The following is a 19,693-nucleotide window of genomic DNA, read 5'->3' on the forward strand; positions in this document are numbered from 1 at the left end:
AATTCTGAAGCTTTGGATATAGGCAAAACAAAGATGGTTCCCTCTCAAATTAGTGACCGAAAGCTTAGAATTCTTAAAGTAGGAACCCTACCTTTATATCTACTCTAAGCCATGAAATACCTTGCTCTTGCATTGATTCCATTTTTGATTTCCTGCTCGGAAAAAAAGGAAGGGATGCATCCTGAATATGTTGTTTTAACTCAATCCGTTTACGCGTCGGTCATCGTTGAACCTGAAGATTTGTACAACGTCTACCCTACGGTAGCGGGCATCCTCGATTCTCTTTTGGTGGATGAAGGTAGTATTGTGAATGAAGGACAAGTTATCGCACATATCGTTTCTCAAAGTCCTGAAATAGCCAGCGAAAATGCTCGATTAAGTATGGAGCTGGCCGAATCAAAATACCAAGGCAGCGCCACATTGCTTGGTAACATTGAGCAAGAAATCTCACTGGCCAAAGCGCAATTGAGCTTGGACTCGGTGAATTTCATCCGTCAACAAAATCTTTGGAATCAGAATATTGGATCGCAGTCTGAATTCGAAAACAGAAAGCTCAAATACGAACAGAGTCGAAACAACCTTGACTTATTAAACCAGCGATACGAACAAACGCAAGTAGAATTGCGCAATGCTTATCGCAGGTCTAAAAACGCATTGGAGCAAGCCAATACCAATCTCCAAGACTACACCATCCGTTCGCGAATGGACGGAATGGTTTATGAAATCTTGAAAGAGGAAGGCGAATTTATCAGTTCGCAATCTGTCCTTGCCAAGCTCGGAAGAGCCGAAAGTTTCGTTCTAAAAATGCAGGTAGACGAAGTTGACATCGCTCAGGTGTCAATGGGCCAAGCTTGTATCATTTCTTTGGATGCTTATCCTGAGCAAACCTTCGATGCCCGCATCACGAAAATATTTCCCTTTAAAAATGAGCGCACCCAGACATTTGAAGTGGAAGCCAAGATGGATAACCCCCCGAAGGTGCTCTATGCAGGTTTGGCAGGTGAGGCAAACATCGTACTCGAAATCAGAGAAAATGTCTTGAGCATTCCCATCGAATACCTTTTGGAAAATGACAGAGTAAAAACCTCGGACGGCGAAATCGAAGTGAAAACGGGAATCCGCAATATGGAGCGTATCGAAATCATTTCGGGCATTGATACGACCACCACTCTTTACAAACCATAACTGTGAAGGTCAACGTCATTTTCGACATAACGCGAACGCACCTTCTATCTCGGTTAAAGCAGAGCAGCATCGCGGCACTCGGCGTTACTTTTGGAATCGGGACTTTCATCGTGCTGATGAGCTTTATGACGGGACTTAACGGATTGCTGGACGGGCTCATTCTCAACCGCACTCCACACGTGAGAATTTACAATGAAATTGAACCTTCGGAAGTGCAGCCCATCGAAGCTGACGAAGCTTTCTCCAGCGCCTGGAATATCATCAAATCGGTAAAACCGAAGGGTAGCGAAGAGCGGATTCACAATGCCTTACCGATCATCTCCACGCTTGAAAAGGATTCGAGGGTTCGCGGCATTTCGCCCCAAGTGAATGCTTCGGTATTTTACCTCGCGGGCTCCATTGAGTTAAACGGAGTGGTGACGGGAATTTTACCCCTCGAAGAAACAAGGCTTTTCAATTTCGATGAGTACATCGTGTCGGGAAGCCCGGAAGCATTGGCAAAAAACAGAAACGGAATACTACTCGGCGCGGGTGTTGCCAAAAAAATGTCGCTTTCCATCGGAGATAAAATTCAGGTATCAACGGCCAGAGGGGTTTTGGTGCCACTGAAAATCGTCGGAATATTTCAAAGCGGCCTGGCAGACGTGGACAACATTCAAAGCTACGTCAACCTCAGCATGGGTCAACAACTTTTGGGCGAAGGCAAAACTTACATTACCGACATCAATCTGAAGCTCCACAACATCGAAGATGCCGTGCCGATGACCAATGAAGTACGGCGTTCATTTGACGTTTCGGCGATTGACATCAAAACCGCCAACGCCCAATTTGAAACGGGTACATCCATTCGAAACCTCATTACCTATGCGGTTTCCATCACTCTTTTGATCGTAGCAGGATTCGGGATTTACAATATTCTAAACATGATGATCTACGAGAAGATGAATGATATCGCCATCCTTAAAGCCACTGGATTTTCGGGTGATGATGTTAAAAACATCTTCATCTCTCAAGCTATGTTGATTGGTTTAGTTGGTGGCTCATTGGGCCTACTCCTAGGGTACAGTTTATCCGTTGTCATCGATCATACTCCATTCGAAACGGAGGCACTTCCGACCATCGATACTTTCCCCGTGAATTTCGATCCAATGTTCTATTTGGGTGGAATAATCTTTGCTATGGTAAGCACATTTTTGGCGGGTTATCTACCTGCTAGAAAAGCGCGACGAATCGATCCGGTAGAAATAATCAGAGGACAATGAGTTTGGTTCTGGAAGCAAAATCGATCAATAAGCACTTCTACAATCCGGTAGATTTTCACGTATTGAAAGACGTTTCTTTCGGTATCGACAAAGGTGAATTTGTATCCATCATGGGCAAGTCGGGCTGTGGAAAGAGCACCTTGCTTTACATTCTTTCTACCATGGATACCGACTACTCAGGAGAGCTTTTTTTGGGTGGAGATAAAGTGACGGATCGCGACCACGACGAGCTGGCACGCATTCGAAATGCGGAAATTGGCTTTGTCTTTCAATTTCATTACCTACTGCCCGAATTCAGCGTGTTGGACAACGTAATGCTCCCCGCCAGAAAACTTGGGAAGAAATCTACTTCGGCAATTAGAGAAGCGGCCATGGCAAAGTTGGACTTACTAGGCATCGCATCCGAAGCATACAAAAAAGCCTCAATGATTTCGGGAGGACAAAAGCAGCGTGTGGCCATCGCTCGAGCTTTGATCAATGACCCCATTATAATCATGGGCGATGAACCAACGGGAAATCTGGACAGCAAGAATTCCGAAAACGTCTTTGACATTTTCAAGGACCTCAGTCACTCGCAAAACCTTTCACTCCTGGTAGTAACCCACGACCATGATTTTGCCGCCAAGACCGATCGAATCATCACGATGGAAGATGGCAGAATCATTTCTCACGGAAAATAAGCTATACACCCAATCGCCTCAAAACCTCCTCACGATAAGTCTTCCCGATAGGAATCAGCTTTTCGCCAATAAAAACCGAATGCCCTTCGAGGCGCTCGACCTTGTTTAAATTGACAATGAAAGAACGATGTATACGCAAGAAGTTGGAAGGCAGAACGGCTTCAGCTTCGGTGAGTGTGAGAAGCGAGACGATCCGATCAGACTGAAAATGAAATGAGGCGTAGTTTCTCATTCCTTCCACAAAGAGAATTCCAGCGGGATCGATGCGGTGAAAACTCCCTTTGCCGTCGCCCTTCAGCGTGATGAACGAAGCCTCCTCCGAGCTTTGACTCGACTTGCCTTTTTTTGAAGCTACCCGCTCTACCGCTTCTTCAAATCGCTCAAACGAAAAGGGCTTGAGCAAGTAGTCGCAGACGTTGTATTTGTATCCGTCGAGGGCGTATTTTGGATAGGCACTGGTGATGACCACATCGAGTGGCTTTGATGCCAAATCGAGCAATTGCAAACCCGTAAGCTCGGGCATCTGAATATCCAGAAAAACGATATCGTAAGATTCTGACTCCAGTAGTTTACGCGCATCGTGTGGATTATCAGCTTTCGCCGAAAGGTCGACCAACGCGGACTTTTCCGCGTAAAGCGAAATCAAATCCAAGGCATGGGCCTCATCATCTATCGCGATGGCTTTGAGCGTTTTCATGAAATGGGAATCTTTAGTTCCACCACGAATCTATTCGATTCATTTTGGATTTCCATCAAATGGCGACTCGGATAAACCAATTCCAATCTCTTTCGGGTATTTCCGAGACCAATACCTGACCCGTCGTGCGCATCACCCGGCATAATCTTGTTCTCAAATTTGATCAGTAATTGATCGTTCTGCGATCCGATAAAGATTTTGCCAGGGTTATCGGGCGATCGCAAGTCGCCATGTTTGAACATATTCTCAGCCAGCGGCATCAAGAGCAATGGTTCGATCCGTTTTTCGAGAATGGTTTCATCCACCTCAAAGTCCACATAGCACTTTCCGCTAAAACGCTTTTTCATGATTCCGTAGATATTCTCTACCATTTCCATCTCTTCGTGCACGGTCGTTTCATCCTCTTCGGAAGCTGAAAAGGCCTTGCGCAAAACGTTAGATAGTTCGGTAGTAATCTCGGCTGCTTCGGGATCGGCACTATACACGCGGCTGTGAATGAAGCCAAGCGTATTGAATAAAAAGTGTGGATTGATTTGTGACCGCAAAAAGGCCAATTCGGCAGTGATCTTTTCTTGTTCCAATACTGCCCGATTGGCTTTGAATTCACTTTGGCGCTTCAGAAGCCAAGCCACCAGACTGAGAAGAATGATAGAAATGGGCCTAAACGTGTTGTCAAGAATGTAATTGACCGTGTAGGGATCTCGGTAATTTCCAGTTCCTGTCAGCCACTTCAAGATTACTTCTTCCAGAAAAAAGCGAGAAAGAATGAATACGGTGACTCCCGCAGGCACCCAGAAAATCAATGACCATGGATTTTTGTCTTGAATCGCCTCCTTCCAAACCTTCGGATAGAAGAAGTAGAAGCAAGCTGCCATAGACAGCACATACGTGACTGAAAGATAGAAGCCGTGCGAATCGAGGGTGTCACTCACCACATCTTCCGAGACGTAGTAGAGTAAAAAGGCCAGCCAAGCGAGTGGATGTAAATAGCGATTCATAAGGTCAAATGTAAACCATCAGAATAGCTGAATACAGAATATGGGACGAAGTTGCTTTTTGAAAGGACGAATGGATCCACGAATCGCGTTCATTCCGTTGATCCCTTAATTCTGTAGTCTCATCCCAAAAAATGGATAAGCAGAAAAGGAACCCTGAGTTTTGGAAGAAATTCTACTCTCATGAAAAACTTCAAAACAATCATTTTCGCAGGGCTTGCTCCCCTTCTTATTCATCAAGCTGTTGCTCAAGACACTTTCACTTCCGAGCATTTCGCTAAGAACACTTACAGTTTTACCATTGAAAAGGGAAAGATGTCCGGCCAAGGCGCCGACCTCTTGAACGAAGCGATAGACGGAAGTCAGTTCTTCCTGCTGGGCGAGTATCATAACGATGCGGGCATCTCTGAAATCACCGCCGCTCTCCTACCCTTGCTGGCAAAAGAAGGCTACAAACACTTCGCGGTAGAAACGGGACCACTTGCCGCCAATAAAATAGAAGAACTCGGGAAATCCAAAGACGTAAAAACTACCCTCAATCAATTTTACACGAGTCATGTTCAGCTCACGGGGGATATTCCCGTTCCATTCTTTCAAGGCATTGAGGATGCTGAATTTCTCGAAATCGCGATGAAAAATGGATACGACCTCTGGGGATTGGATCAAGAGTATTTGGGCGGCTACCTCTTTTTGCTGGAAGAGGCTTGGAAAAATGCTGGCATGCCCGAAAACTTGAGAACCGAATACGAAGCGGGTAGAAAGAAATTGATGGAAGCCTACGCCGAAGTAGGTGATAAAGAAACGAGTGAGGTCTACAATGTCATACTAGCAGATGAACTCATCCAAGACTTGCTCGAAAAACTCAACAAAACAGCTTGCCGTTCTTGCTTCAGCGCCGCCGACGAGATGATTGCCAGCTGCGAGATTTACCGCGACTGGAAAGCTGATCTTCTGGAAAATCTGGAAGGACGCACCGACTTGATGAAAGATCATTTTCGCACCTACTACCAAAATTCGGCTGAGCAGATGCCAAAAGTATTTGTCAAAATGGGCGGTATGCACACCGCCAGAGGACTCACGGGAAATGCCGACTACGAAGTGGGAAATATGCTCTATGAATTGGCAGCTTTCAACGGAAGTCACGACGTAAACGTTGCTTTCGCTACCCGCTACTACCTCGATGAGGAAACGGGAGAGATAGGCGACAATCTAGACTTCGAAAGCACCTGGACGGAGAACATGACACCACTGCTCTCGGTTGGAGATAAAGAAGTCTGGAAGATCATCGACTTGAGACCACTCAAGAAGATGTGGATCAACGAACGGATAAAACCAAACAGACAAATCAGGCAGTACCTCGCTCAAAACGACTTTGTGATCATTATGCCGGCAAAGGGTGAGAATACGCCGAATTACGATGTGTCATTGGCAATAGAGTAACCCGATGAATAAGCAATCAAGGGTTTCCAAGAATATCGACTTTAACCAATTGCATTGTGCAATTGGTTTTTTACATTTAATGCTTAACCAAACTAAAACACGATGAAAAGCCTCATCTTAATTGCCCTAACCTTTTGTTTTGCCATTCAAGGAAAAGGACAGAATGATCCAGAGCTAGTCGGAACTTTTGAATCATCCACTAACCAGTATAGATTAATCTACATTGATCATGGCCTACCAAAATTGGCGGTTGAAACAACTTCTGCAATTGAACTATACAACACCGATTTGTCATTATTTGCAACATTGCCAATTTCAGTAGCAGACACAAATTCATACAATAGAACCCTGATCACAAGAGCTCTATTCGATTGTGACACAACCACCATTGAATACCTATCTGCGGGCCAATCCACTGACGGCGTGTATTCTCGTATCTACCGCGATGATGGTAGTATCTTCTGGGATTTTAATGACCTGGCACCTATATTAAACATATCGTTAGGGGAAAACGAATCATGGGTGGTATCCGACGAAAACGGTAGTTACATGCTGTTTGCAGAGAGTATTTTTTCATCTGAATACTCACTCTTCCATTTATGTGGTCAGCTCCCCCGTCCGCTTGCCCGTGAAAGCGACGGCACCATCCTCTCGGGAATAGTTCAACAAGGAAACAACAATGGCTTTGACGCCTACCCAAACCCGGCGCGAGAAACTATCATATTGGAATACGACCTCCAAGGCCACAAGAAGGCCAACCTGCAACTCTTCAATACTTCGGGGCAGCTGATGAAGGAGATGATGCTCGGACAAGCATTCGATTTTATTCGACTCAATATTTCCGATCTTGAGCAAGGCACTTACATCGCCAGAATCACCACCGACGATGGTTTTGAGCTTTCTGAGAAGTTTGTCAAGGTAGATTAATCCAATCGTTCTCCGTGCTGACTCAAGTCGAGTCCACGATCTTCTTGATCCTCACGAACGCGCATAGAGAGAAGTGAATCGACCAGCTTGAAAAGAAGGTAACTTCCGCCAAAAGCGAATACCGAGGTCATAACCAATGCCAGAAGATGGTAGAGAAAAGTCGTGGTTTCCCCATAGACCAAGCCAACGTCCTTGGCAAAAACGGCAGTGAGAATCATCCCAACTATTCCTCCTACCCCATGGCTCGGGAAAACGTCAAGCGTATCGTCGATGGACGATCGGTTCTTCCACTGGATGGCCCAATTAGAAATCAGAGCTGCTATAAAACCGATGAACATCGACTGACCGATATTGACAAAGCCTGCTGCGGGTGTGATAGCCACGAGCCCGACGACGGCACCGACACAGGCTCCGATTGCAGACATCTTGCGGCCTAGCATCCGCTCGTAAAACATCCAAGTGATCATGGCGGTGGCAGAGGCAATATTGGTATTGGCGAAAGCGATAACGGCATCGGCATTGGCCCCGAGAGCCGAACCAGCGTTGAACCCAAACCAACCGAACCATAGCAGCCCTGTACCCAGAATGACGAATGGTACATTGCCTGGCTCATGGGTTTGTTCTTTTCTCTTTCCGAGAATAACCGCACCCGCCAGGGCTGCCAATCCCGCCGACATGTGAACTACCGTTCCTCCGGCAAAGTCCAAGACTCCCCAATTGCGCAGCAATCCATCGGGATGCCATGTCATGTGCGCCAGCGGACTGTATATGAGTAAAGAGAAAAGCACCATAAAGAGGATGTAACTGCGAAAGCGAATTCGTCCCGCCATGCTCCCCGTAATCAAAGCGGGGGTAATGATGGCAAACTTGAGCTGAAATAGTGCAAAGAGCAGAAACGGAATGCTTCCGGCAAAGTCAGGGTTGGGCTCTGAGCCTACTCCTTGAAAGTTGAAGTAAGTCAGAGGGTTTCCGATTATTCCTCCGATACTTTCTCCAAAACAGAGGCTGAATCCCACGATTACCCACAAAACACTAATAACACCCAAAGCAACAAAGCTTTGCAACATAGTTGAGATAATGTGCTTTTTGCTAATCATCCCACCGTAGAAAAAAGAAAGTCCGGGAGTCATGAGCAGCACGAAGGCACTCGCCACAATCATCCAAGCTGTATCGCCCGAATCGATGGATGAGCTTAACTCTTCATAGTGACTAGCAGTAACTACACTGATCAAAACGATCAGCGACAATGCCAAAAAGTTGATTTTCTTTCCCATAATTCATTGGAAGTAGCGGCTCATTTGAACGAGCTAAATTATGGGGGCGAAACTTAGCTATGTGTCATTGAAACACTTACAAGATCCGTGAAATTGAATTGCCTTTTTAGCAATATTCCATTATTCTGACAATAAGGATGAAAGATTTCCAATTCAGCAGAAAGAAAATTGTTGGTTCCTCATCTCCTATTCTCATTTTCCAAAAAGTGAGTATCTCATCCGGTACAAATCAAATCCTTTGGCCCAATAATCTTTTTCTACGCTACCAAGACTAAAACCCATCTTGTAGTAAAATCCATGAGCAATTTGAGATGTCCGAACTTCCACGGTGTTTATATCGGCTCTCCTTTGAATGACGGCCAAGCGATGTTCCACCAGCAGACGACCTATTCCCTTGCCTTGAAAATCAGTATCAATTATATCCCATGAAATTCTGGCCTTAATCTCAGCAGGGAAATAGTTGACTCCACCTGAACCAATGATTTGTTCGCCACTCAACGCGACAAAATAGTCTTCTACCTCCTCGTTTAGGTACTGCACCAAGTCAGATTCTTCGGCTGGATGAAAATACATTGGAGTGCTTTTTCTCAATAAATCGAGCACCGCTGATTTATCTTTTTCTTGATACGGTCGTATGCGAATATTCATCTTCTCGAATAGGAGTGACTACAATAGCGAACTACAGCTTGCTTTCAAATTTGGCCAACATACCGTTCGTTTGTTGCTGTAGCTTATTTTTAAAAAAGGAGGTTCCACCGAGCAGTGCACCTTTGAGTCCCATAGCTTGACGAGCCCATTTCTTTAAATCAAAATCGTCAGTATGCTTTATGATCATACCGTCGGCAAACTCAAATCGAGCGTCTATCTTATTGTGGACTTTCCTACCTGTTTTTGAAAAAGTATACTTGGCTTCCCACTGCGCTGAACCGGTTTGATCGTTCGCCTTCACATTCGAAAATTCTACGATGAAGCCTTTTCCCTTTTGGCTTTTACAAAGCATACGCCACATATTTCCGGCCTTTTTTCCTTTGAGAATTCCAAAGGCAGGGTCTTCAAAAACCACTTCTTCATGGTAACAAGAAGCCATGGCTTCTGCATCTAAACGTGAAAAGGCCTCGTAGAACTTGGTGATTAAATCTTGATTTGAAGAAGACGTCATAAGTATATTTTTAAAGATCGACACTTCTAATTTATCCATTTCATTGATAGAGAAATCAAGCGCTAATTCTTGAAGAAGCGAGAAACTTTCCCATCCATATTGAGAAGGTAGTAACCCATTTCGATTTCATTCAAAGAAATTTGATTCGCATAAATTCCCTGCTTGATTGTGCGGCCCTGCAGATCGGTTATTCTGTAATTCATCCCCAAAGGATTAGCTCCCGAATCAAACTGGACTTGAAGATTTTCTTGTGCAGGATTTGGAAAAATTGTCAATCCCACAGGGACTACAAAGAAACTCACTTGAGAAGGCGCGGTAGGTTCAATAGGATTCAGCGAGCAAGCACATTGGACACGCCAGTTGTATCCGAGACCAGTTGTCAAGGCACTCACTGGAGCGCTGAAGCTTGAGGGCTCAACACCAAAAATGTTTTGTTGGATAATTTGAGCGTTTTGACTCTGCAAAGTAATTCTACAAGCCTCCGTTCCGGGAACGGGATCCCAAGAGAAATCTGCGGTAGCCGCAGTAAAGCTCACTTGCAAATTCTCGGGTCTTCGTGAAGCACATGATGTGGCCTCATTTGTATACAGGGCTAGGTAGTTTCTAAAGGCTGAGGTAAGGTCTGCGGCGCCATCTCCATTGAAGTCTTCTGCCAAAAGCGTTAAAGGGTTTTCGAATACATTGTCTACGGTTCTTCGCTCGGTGAACTCACCATCTTCAAGAAGTATCAGTCGAATTTGATTAGAAAAGAAGTCAGCATAGGCCAAATCATCATCGCCATCGAGATCCGCGTCAAGAACGGCAAAACTATAAACACCTACTACATTGAAAGGAACTTCCACGTCTGTGGCAAAATTTAAGTTGCCAAGATTCTCAGCATAGCGAATTCTATTGGTAAAGATTCCCGAAGAGAAAACGTCTAGATCTCCATCATGGTCATAATCCAGGAAAGCAATATCTCGGCAACCGTTTACAAGATCTACGATCAATTCTGCCGGACCAAAAGTCAAACCACCCAAGTTCTCGTAGATTTCCAAGTCTTGATTTTGACCTTTATAAACCAATACTTCAGGTAAACCGTCTTCGTTCAAATCTTCTGCGGCAATTGCAGTGGAAAAAAGACAGTCATCGCAAAGGACGATTCTCGATCCAAAAATACCACCTCCGAGATTGGGATAGATATACACTTCTTGATCCCAACCCGATGCCTGTAAAACATCCAAGTCACCGTCATTATCAAGGTCGGATAGATAAGGTGAATAAGGACCGTCCAGACCTTGGTCGAGGATGATTTCTGTAAAAGCTGATCCGGCACCTTGATTGAGGTAAATTGCTACTGTACTATCGGGAATATTGGATACTATCACATCCGTAGAGCCATCACCATCTATATCGCCCACATCGAGTCCTGCTAAACCTTCGTTGAGATCGAGTAAAACTTGTCGTCGACTCAAAGTACCTACTGCATCATTCTGATACCAAGTCACCTGACCTGTTGTGCGTTCGGTCGTAATTAAATCGTTAAGCCCATCACCATCTATATCACCCGATGCTTGATCATTTACCCGAGAGGCGGGTTGGTTAATCAATTGCTGCTCGAGGAATGGGTTTGTTCCAGGGGTAATAACTCCCGGGTCTTGCTTAAACCAAACCAATTTATTGTCATCTTGAGAGGCTGTTACCAAATCAATTCTTCCATCTCCATCTACATCGCCCGCAAGAAACTGTTCGGGATTATCAACGCTACCGGTATCATCAATAATCAACTCAGTGAATCCTCCTGATCCATTTCCGAAGAAAAGAATTGGGAAATTTCCGTTCTCAATACCTACACATAAGTCTACATCGCCGTCGTTGTTGAAATCACCAACGGCCAAATTTGTTGCTCCGTCTACGTCATCGGAAATAAGAGTTTGAGGGGCAAAAACTCCTGCACCCGAATTGAAGAATACCGAAAGATCATCAGAACCGAAGGCAACCACGGCGATATCGAGGTGTCCGTTTTCGTCGAAATCTTCCAATGCCAATTTGTACGATCCATTAAGAGCCGTCGTCAAAATTGTTTGAGGACCAAAAGTAAGCGAACCAAGGTTTTCGTGCCACGTCACATCACATCCGTTCAGGCAAGCTACGGCGATATCGTTCAACCCATCTCCCGAAAAATCGCCGATTACAGCATCGATGGCATCTTGAGAATTAGAGGAAACCGTAATGGCAGAGCCAAAATTTCCGTTACCGTCATTGGCATAAGCTAAGACGTCTTCAGCGTCAATTCGAGCGACCACCATTTCAGGACCTGCAACGAGGTCGAGCTGTCCGAAAGCAATGCTCCTGACATCGCCCATATCATTGTCAACAATGGTAGGATTTCCAAACTGACCGGATCCATCGTTGGCATACCATATTAAAGTTTCTTCAATCACTGCGGCGAAATCCTCATCACCATCCATGTCTATATCGGCGGCAGCTAAGATTCCAGATCCAAAATTTCCAAAGGGAATATTTCCGGTTACCAAGGTAAACTGGCCATTATTGTTCTCCCAAGTTTCAATACCCGATGCATTAAAGCCGACTCCGCCTGCAAGCGCGTCGAGATCACCATCACCCTCGAGGTCAATAAGCAAGGCACCTCTCAATTCGAAGGGAGTTGAACTTAAAAATTCAGGTGGAGAAAAAGATTGAGAAAAGAGGTTTGAAACGAAAAGAAATAATGCGAATAAAGATAAAGTGCTTTTCATTGTGGTTAGATTCGATTGGTAATGGTTTGAAAGTTACATCTTTTTCAACTTTTATTCACGTTTCGTCATTGCGTGGATGTATCCCAAAAATCCAGTTCATGCTTTTAGTTCAACACTTTTCTGCAAAATGTACCACGCTGGAATACTAAAAGTACCCTCCGTTTAAATCCTGAATCTCATTGGATTAGTAGATATTATTCTTAACTTTATTTTGGAATTAGAATTAGTGAAGTTGGACAGTTGAACCTACTGGTCAGACACGCTACCTGGCTTTAGCCGCGCATACTACTCATCACTCAACCTACTAAACTATGTTCAATTCAGCGTCCATTGTCCTTATAATAGACCGAGATAAGTTCTCAAGTGCCAATATTTCTAATGATATTCGAAAGTTAGGATTGGCGAAAACTACTGTATGCCTGAAATCCGCTTCAGACGCTTTGGCTTATTTGGAAAAGCAGCAAAATTGCGGTTATCCGTTTCCTGAGATCATTTTTTACAACCCGCATAAATCGGATTTGAATCAAGGGGAGTTTATGGATACTTATCGCGTAAAATTCTCAAAGCATTGCGACTCTAAAATCATTCTTCTGGAAGAAAAAAATGACGACAGCTATGGCCATCAATTACTTGAAGATTCATTGATTGAAGGCGAGTTGCGAAAACCGATATCAGCGGGTCAACTCTTGCGTATTTTCCAAAAAGAAATGAAAGAACACGTGCCTCGATAAAAAACACCTGACATTCGCTAATTAAATGCAAAAGTGTATTTTCGCACCCCCGAAAGGGAAACGATTTTACGGGGTGTAGCTTAGTCCGGTTAAAGTGCTGGTCTGGGGGACCAGAGATCGGAGGTTCGAATCCTCTCACCCCGACAAGCTTTTGAAATCCCCGCTCAAAGAGCGGGGATTTTTGATTTCAGGACTGATCCAAGCTTGTTTGAGATCAGGCACTGGAATCAAAAATCAGCTCGTCGAAGGAGGAGGCGAGCAGGATTTCAAAAAATTGTAGTTCCACACGGAAGTATCACCGAGACGACGAATGAGGCTAAGGTGCATCCTTATCAAGTAAATTTAGATGGAAAAGGCCACTGGCAAAGCTTGCTTGAAGATGTTTGAAAAAATGCAAAAATCAGCTCAGATCAGAAAATTGATAATTTCAATCAATGATTTTGTGTATGACTTCCAATAAATTTAGTTATCGGTTCTATCAATGTTCCCTCCATCGTGCAACTTTTCCCGACCTTAGTAGTTATTTGCCTAGGTGAAAACGACAGCACTTTTCTGTATCTTTTTCTTAGCATTCCTGATCGTTCAGGCTCAGAATACTGCCACTCTTTTCGGTACAGTCCGTGATAGTATCTCAGGCGAAACACTTCCGGGAGCGACAGTGTATATCCCCGCTGCAAGTCGTGGAATGTCGACCGATTTGGATGGGAAATTCGAAATGGAACTCAAACCGGGTAGCTACGAAGTTCGCTTCTCATATGCCGGATACACTCCTTCAGTAAAAAAGATCTCACTCGAATCGGGAGAACGAAAGAATTTCGACATAGAATTGGGCAACATCACCTTAAAACAGGTTGAAATCAAAGCTTATATTTCTGATTACACATCAGGAACTGCAATGAGTCGCACTAAGCTCGATATGGAAACCATCAAGCTCTTACCCGCATTTCTGGGAGAAGTCGATTTATTGAAAACCATACAGCTATTACCTGGTGTTCAGGCCGCGGGCGAAGGCAATGCCGGATTCTACGTGAGAGGCGGAGGTCCTGACCAAAATTTGATTCTTTTTGACGATGCCGTTGTCTACAATGCGTCCCATTTGCTTGGTTTCTTTTCGGTATTTAACTCCGATGCCATTGAAGGTGTTGAGCTCTACAAGGGTGGAATGCCAGCGGAATATGGTGAACGTTTGGCCTCAGTAATCGATGTTTCTCAGAGGAAAGGAAGCACTGAAAAATTTCAAGGCAGAGGTGGACTAGGAGTAATCTCAAGCCGTCTTACTCTTGAAGGACCATTGGTAAAAGATAAGGCTTCGTTCATAGTGTCGGGGCGCAGAACTTACGTAGATGCTCTAATAACTCCATTCATTAATGAAGAATCAGATTTCGGCGGAAGCCGCTATTTCTTTTATGATCTTAATGGAAGACTGGACTGGGATTTGGGCGATGGAAGTTCTGTATTTTTAAGCGGCTACTTCGGCGATGACGCTTTCGACTTTAACAGTCCTCAAACTGAATTTAAAACAAATGTCACTTGGGGAAACCGGATAGTCTCGGGTGGGTATCAAAAGATCTTTAACGATGATATCTTGTTTAAGGTAAATGGATCATTCACTAAATACAATTTCGGCTTTAAGGGTAGTCAAGACGAATTTCAGCTAGAAGTAAATAGCCAGATAACGGACTATCGGTTTAAGCCTGAACTCTCTTTCAAACTGGGAAATCACAATGTTAAAACGGGGTTTTCATATGTGTTCCACGACATCAGCCCAAACAATTCTTCTGCAGAACAGGGTGAGACCATTTTTGACTTGGGTGAGCAACAGCAGTTTTACAGTCACGAAGGAGCTTTTTATATCTCTGATGAATTTGATCTAACGGACGTTTGGAAAATTGAAGCTGGTCTTCGCGTTTCAGCATTTGCACATACAGGGCCATTCACACGATATGTCGTTGACGCGAATGGCTCAACGCAAGACACCGTTCGTTATGGATCAGGAGAAACTATCGCAGATTATTTTGGCTGGGAGCCAAGATTAAGCACTAGCTATCGACTGTCTGAGCGATCATCCGTAAAAGCCTCTTTCACTCAAAACTACCAGTACATCCATTTAGCAAACCTATCACCGCTAGCCCTTCCTACCGATGTATGGCTACCAAGCACAGAGCTCGTCCAACCTCAGCTGGGAAGACAATATGCAGTGGGCTACTTCCGACTCTTTGAAGGTGGCAGCATAGAGGCTTCTGTTGAGGCGTACTACAAGGAGATGGAAAATTTAATTGAGTACAAGGAAAATACTCAACCAAGTGACGGGGTGGGGAATAATGAAGATAACTTGTTGACTTTTGGGCGTGGTGAATCGTATGGCATTGAGTTTTTCGTCAAAAAAAACGTGGGAAAAACGACTGGCTGGATTGGATACACTCTGTCCCGAACGGATCGTCAATTTGATGCTATTAACGGAGGAAGATGGTATCCGGCTACCTTTGACCGTAGGCATGATATAGCCATTGTGGTAGCTCATAGACTGACCGATAAATGGACCCTCTCCGGGAATTTCGTTTACGGTACGGGTCGTGCTATCACACTGCCCGTTACCGGATACTTTATCGAAAACACCCTCGTTTATAATTACTCGGAACGCAACAGTTTTAGAATGAGAGACTATCACCGAATGGATCTTTCCGCAACTTACTCAACAAGCGAAACCAAGAAGATTACAGACAAGGTGACAGGCGAAATAATTGAGAAGCGAAAGAGGATTCAATCGCAGTGGGTATTTTCCATCTACAATGTTTACAACCGCTTAAATCCGTATTTCTACTATTTCGATAATCAAGGAGAAGCGGCAAATGGTACTTTTCAAATTCAGGCCAAACAAGTTTCCCTATTCCCCATCTTACCTGCCGTCACATGGAATTTTCAGTTTTGAGAAGATTTTGGCACATAGCGATTTTGGTGACTCTTTTCTCTTCTTGCGAAAAGGATATCGAAATAGATATCCCCCCTTCGGAACCGCAAATCGTGGTTGAAGGAACCATTGAAAACGGTGGCCCTCCTATTGTGTTGGTCTCAAGAACAAGAGGTTTCTTTGAACCGACAAGTCCTGCAGATATTGCTAACTCATATATATCGGATGCTACCGTATTTGTAAACGATCAGGAGCTTACTGCCGTCTGTGCAGAAGATGTTCCCCCGGAACTGTTGTCCGCATTTGCTGAATTAATCGGAGTCTCTCCCGACGATTTGGATGACCTTCCGCTTTGCGGCTATATTGGTCTGGATATAGTTGGAGAGTTCGAAACCTCCTATGATTTGAGAGTAGAATTGGATGATCAAGTGCTGAGGGCCACCACACATATTCCAAATCCCGTTGTGCCTGACTCATCCTATTTCAGGCTTTGGGCCAATAGCCCTCAATACGGTTATGTCTTCAGTAGGTTCACAGATCCCGACACACTCAATAATGCGTATCGCGTATTCACGAGAAGGATTGGGCCAAATAACAACGACAACCCAGTGGACGAAGTTTACTATGCACCTCTCGGATCTACATTTCTCGATGAGTTTTTCAATGGTACTTCGCTGGAGGTTGGATTCCAGAGAGGCCAGCCTTTCAATTCCTCTCGTCCCACAGACACCGAAGAGGAAGACGGGTTTTTCGAGTTGGGTGATCGGTTCGTTTTTAAATTTTGTTCAATCTCAGAGCCCAGCTATCAATTCTACCGAACTTTTGAACAGCAGCTAGGAACTAACGGAAGTCCTTTTGCCGCCCCAAACAATGTGATCACAAACATAGAAGGAGGGCTTGGAATATGGGCGGGCTATGCTTGCTCGTATGATACTATTTTTGCTACTCCATAAGGTTTTCCATATCCGATATAAACATTGGTGATATTTATTTTCGTCATGAAGGAAGGATAGTTCGTAAATTTGCAGCCTGAAAAAAACACTCGACAATGAGTCAAGATACTGAACATGTAAAATGCCTGATCATCGGTTCAGGCCCTGCGGGCTATACCGCAGCAATCTATGCAGCGCGAGCTGACATGAGTCCCGTAATGTACCAAGGGCTGCAACCCGGAGGTCAATTAACCATCACCACTGAGGTGGAGAACTATCCCGGATACCCTGATGGAACGCAAGGTCCCGAAATGATGGAAGACTTTAAGAAACAAGCTGAAAGATTCGGTACGGATGTGCGTTTCGGAATGGCTACTGCCGTAGATTTCAGCGGAGGTAAGCATGTAGTAACGATTGATGGCAACAAAGAAATCACAGCTGATTCGGTGATCATTTCGACAGGAGCTTCTGCTAAGTGGTTGGGAATAGAAAGTGAGAAACGCCTCAATGGTTTTGGTGTAAGTGCCTGTGCCGTTTGTGATGGATTCTTTTACAAAGGCCAAGAAGTAGCCATTGTTGGAGGTGGAGATACCGCTTGTGAAGAAGCGAGTTATTTGGCTAAGCTCTGCAAGAAAGTAACTATGCTGGTAAGAAGAGATGAGCTGCGCGCATCTAAAGCCATGCAGCACAGAGTCATGAACACAGAGAATATTGAAATTCTTTGGAACACTGAAACCGATGAAATTCTAGGAGAATCAGGTGTTGAAGGAGTTAGAGTAAAGAATAGAGTTACGAATGAAACTTCGGAAATCAAAATCACGGGATTCTTCGTAGCCATTGGCCACAAGCCAAATACGGATATCTTCAAAGGTCAATTGGATATGGATGACACGGGATACCTTAAAGTGACTCCGGGATCTACCAAGACGAACGTTGCAGGAGTATTTGCTTGCGGTGATGCTGCCGACAAAATATACCGACAGGCCGTTACTGCAGCCGGAACGGGATGCATGGGTGCTCTTGATGCCGAAAGGTATTTGGCGGAAGCAGGGCTGCACTAGACAACTAACAGGACAATAAAAAGAAAAGCCTCCCCATAGCAAGGGAGGCTTTCTCATTCATAGCCCTAAAAAAACTTTAGGATTAGCTATAAACAATACGATTCAAAAGGTAAATAGTTGCCAATTAGCCTTGGTATTTTATTCTTAAAATACAAGGCTTCAAACTTTCCACCCTTTGGGCTGTACTGCTGTAATAAAGTCTGTTTCTAGTTGGTAATTTGATGTCGTAAGTCGTACCAAACTCAATAAATTCTTTGACTTTAACGACTCCCTGAGAAAGCTTTCCTTCATCTGACTCAATCATGATGCCCTTCAACTCTCCATACTCCGAAAATAAAGGGGCGCCAGGGAACAATGCATCTCCACCTACCCACATAGTCTCCAATTCAGAAAATTGTGTTGTGGCCTCTCCAAATAGAAGTTTCCCATCGGAATATCCCAAAGAAATCAGTTCATCTCCCACTTCTGCAGCTTTTGGAGAAAAACGAAAAGGGACTGAAGTGCGCAAAACCGAATCGACCAATAGTAGCGCTAGTCCTGTTTTTTTGTCAATTGACACTACCTCTGCAGAACCATTATGAGAGAGCTCATTACTTACACTGATCATATCACCCTTACTTAAATCCTCAGCAGTGGTGAGAGCAAATCCATCTTCGTTTATGATGAATGCACTTTTCTCTTTCCATTCAAGAACAGGAACTTGCACCGTATCTACTTTCATAGTATCCACGACTATTTCGGGCTTTGCTACCTCTTTGTTACTTGCGTAATTGTAAAGTCCGAAAGAGGTAAGTACGGAGACTACAACAGCAACCAGCGCTGTAAAAGAAATGAGTTGTAATGGTTTCATTTTGATCTTTTTTGGATTGTCCTCCATCTTCTTCAAGTTACTCGCATCATCAGGCAGCAAGCGATCCCTGAATTCTCTTAAGATGGTCGTTCGCTCTTTGGAACTGACATGGTTCTTTACCGTCGCCACTACTCTGGAGGTCATAGCCAGACAAACATCCATTTCAGGTCCTTTAGGCTTCTCCGTACTTTCAGGAGCTATCACGTAATTTAAGCACTTTGCAAAATCTTCACTTTTGATATCAAAAGCTTTATTCTCAGTAAGCTCTACCAACTTCCTCAAGCATCCCGATAGGCGATTGATGGCTCTTTCTTCGACACTAAAACCCAATCGCGGACCAACTTCTTCGAAGGGCCTTCCCTCTCCGATCAATTCGAGCATCATGGTTCTACAAGGCTCACCAATTAATGCCAACTTCGAAGCAGCTTTTTCACTTCTTTCGTTCATTAAATCAATCTCGTGAAAAGCATGATCGAGGTCGTAATACTCTCGGCGATGCTGTACGAAATTCAAGTCCACATTACGTTTTTCGAGTTTTTTAAGCCAAATGATTCTGGAAAAAGAATAAATCAATCCGGAGGCCTTCTCAAGATATGTCTTTCCCTTGAGTTCGACAGAGCGAGTGTAGTAATAGAATGCTTCGATGTATACATCCCGAGCTTCCGAAAAGGAACCTTTATTTTCGGTAATGAAACGAAGAACAGGAAAATAGGAAGACTTAAACTGATCCTCTAGTGTTTTCCAATCTTCATCTGTGAAAGTGTACCATTTCTCTACGTTCATAGGGAGAAGTCAAATTTTCTCTAATTCTGAAACTAATGCACACGCGTATACGCCTGAATTGCAGATATGTT

16 protein-coding genes and 1 tRNA gene are annotated in these 19,693 nt (G+C 44.2%); 10 read left to right on the forward strand and 7 right to left on the reverse strand.

Features of this window, described 5'->3' with window-relative positions:
- The first annotated feature begins 111 nt into the window (after positions 1-111).
- Genes O3Q51_12925 through O3Q51_12935 form a run of 3 tightly spaced genes read left to right on the forward strand, consistent with a single transcriptional unit; the run spans position 112 to position 3,127 of the window.
- Positions 112-1,185, forward strand: a complete 1,074-nt coding sequence (locus tag O3Q51_12925; protein MCZ4409719.1) for an efflux RND transporter periplasmic adaptor subunit — start codon at positions 112-114, stop codon at positions 1,183-1,185.
- A 2-nt stretch (positions 1,186-1,187) separates the two neighbouring features.
- Complete coding sequence (locus O3Q51_12930) at positions 1,188-2,447, forward strand: ABC transporter permease (protein ID MCZ4409720.1); 1,260 nt, start codon at positions 1,188-1,190, stop codon at positions 2,445-2,447.
- Positions 2,444-3,127: an ABC transporter ATP-binding protein gene (locus O3Q51_12935; GenBank protein ID MCZ4409721.1), complete on the forward strand. Its 684-nt coding sequence runs from the start codon at positions 2,444-2,446 to the stop codon at positions 3,125-3,127. Before O3Q51_12930 ends, O3Q51_12935 begins: the two co-directional genes overlap by 4 nt.
- Before the next feature lies 1 nt (position 3,128).
- Here O3Q51_12935 and O3Q51_12940 read toward each other — a convergent pair whose 3' ends face one another.
- Together O3Q51_12940 and O3Q51_12945 are read right to left on the reverse strand one after the other, a co-directional pair.
- Positions 3,129-3,824, reverse strand: coding sequence for a LytTR family DNA-binding domain-containing protein (locus O3Q51_12940; GenBank protein MCZ4409722.1), 696 nt, complete (start codon positions 3,822-3,824; stop codon positions 3,129-3,131).
- Positions 3,821-4,822, reverse strand: coding sequence for a histidine kinase (locus tag O3Q51_12945; protein ID MCZ4409723.1), 1,002 nt, complete (start codon positions 4,820-4,822; stop codon positions 3,821-3,823). Before O3Q51_12945 ends, O3Q51_12940 begins: the two co-directional genes overlap by 4 nt.
- A 180-nt stretch (positions 4,823-5,002) precedes the next feature.
- On the opposite strand from O3Q51_12945, the gene O3Q51_12950 reads away from it, so the two are divergent.
- Both O3Q51_12950 and O3Q51_12955 read left to right on the forward strand, forming a co-directional pair.
- Positions 5,003-6,259: a hypothetical protein gene (locus O3Q51_12950; protein ID MCZ4409724.1), complete on the forward strand. Its 1,257-nt coding sequence runs from the start codon at positions 5,003-5,005 to the stop codon at positions 6,257-6,259.
- 102 nt (positions 6,260-6,361) lie between these two features.
- Complete coding sequence (locus tag O3Q51_12955) at positions 6,362-7,186, forward strand: T9SS type A sorting domain-containing protein (protein MCZ4409725.1); 825 nt, start codon at positions 6,362-6,364, stop codon at positions 7,184-7,186.
- On the opposite strand, the gene O3Q51_12960 is transcribed toward O3Q51_12955, so the two are convergent.
- The 4 genes from O3Q51_12960 to O3Q51_12975 all read right to left on the reverse strand — a co-directional run bounded on the left by O3Q51_12960 (position 7,183) and on the right by O3Q51_12975 (position 12,357).
- Complete coding sequence (locus O3Q51_12960) at positions 7,183-8,460, reverse strand: ammonium transporter (GenBank protein MCZ4409726.1); 1,278 nt, start codon at positions 8,458-8,460, stop codon at positions 7,183-7,185. The genes O3Q51_12955 and O3Q51_12960 overlap by 4 nt on opposite strands.
- A 192-nt stretch (positions 8,461-8,652) precedes the next feature.
- Positions 8,653-9,108 (reverse strand): GNAT family N-acetyltransferase, encoded by a 456-nt coding sequence (locus O3Q51_12965; protein MCZ4409727.1) that lies wholly within the window; start codon positions 9,106-9,108, stop codon positions 8,653-8,655.
- 31 nt (positions 9,109-9,139) lie between these two features.
- Entirely contained in the window at positions 9,140-9,619 is a 480-nt protein-coding gene (locus tag O3Q51_12970) for a nuclear transport factor 2 family protein (GenBank protein MCZ4409728.1), read from the reverse strand.
- Positions 9,620-9,681: 62 nt separating this feature from the next.
- Positions 9,682-12,357 carry an FG-GAP-like repeat-containing protein gene (locus O3Q51_12975; GenBank protein ID MCZ4409729.1) on the reverse strand — a complete coding sequence of 892 codons (2,676 nt, stop codon included), beginning with the start codon at positions 12,355-12,357 and terminating at the stop codon, positions 9,682-9,684.
- A 311-nt stretch (positions 12,358-12,668) separates the two neighbouring features.
- On the opposite strand from O3Q51_12975, the gene O3Q51_12980 reads away from it, so the two are divergent.
- The 5 genes from O3Q51_12980 (at position 12,669) to trxB (ending at position 17,989) form a co-directional block, all read left to right on the forward strand.
- Positions 12,669-13,088 (forward strand): hypothetical protein, encoded by a 420-nt coding sequence (locus tag O3Q51_12980; protein ID MCZ4409730.1) that lies wholly within the window; start codon positions 12,669-12,671, stop codon positions 13,086-13,088.
- 69 nt (positions 13,089-13,157) lie between these two features.
- Positions 13,158-13,232 (forward strand) — tRNA-Pro (locus O3Q51_12985).
- 388 nt (positions 13,233-13,620) lie between these two features.
- Positions 13,621-16,017, forward strand: a complete 2,397-nt coding sequence (locus tag O3Q51_12990) for a TonB-dependent receptor (GenBank protein MCZ4409731.1) — start codon at positions 13,621-13,623, stop codon at positions 16,015-16,017.
- On the forward strand, positions 15,999-16,949 hold the full coding sequence (locus tag O3Q51_12995) for a DUF4249 domain-containing protein (protein MCZ4409732.1): 951 nt from the start codon (positions 15,999-16,001) through the stop codon (positions 16,947-16,949). The genes O3Q51_12990 and O3Q51_12995 overlap by 19 nt, the downstream gene beginning before the upstream one ends.
- A 95-nt stretch (positions 16,950-17,044) precedes the next feature.
- Positions 17,045-17,989, forward strand: coding sequence for a thioredoxin-disulfide reductase (trxB, locus tag O3Q51_13000; protein MCZ4409733.1), 945 nt, complete (start codon positions 17,045-17,047; stop codon positions 17,987-17,989).
- Between the two features lie 124 nt (positions 17,990-18,113).
- On the opposite strand, the gene O3Q51_13005 is transcribed toward trxB, so the two are convergent.
- Positions 18,114-19,622: a serine protease gene (locus tag O3Q51_13005; protein MCZ4409734.1), complete on the reverse strand. Its 1,509-nt coding sequence runs from the start codon at positions 19,620-19,622 to the stop codon at positions 18,114-18,116.
- Positions 19,623-19,693: the final 71 nt, after the last annotated feature.

The sequence above is a fragment of the Cryomorphaceae bacterium 1068 genome, from assembly GCA_027214385.1.
Classification (GTDB): Bacteria; Bacteroidota; Bacteroidia; order Flavobacteriales_D; family Cryomorphaceae; genus JAKVAV01.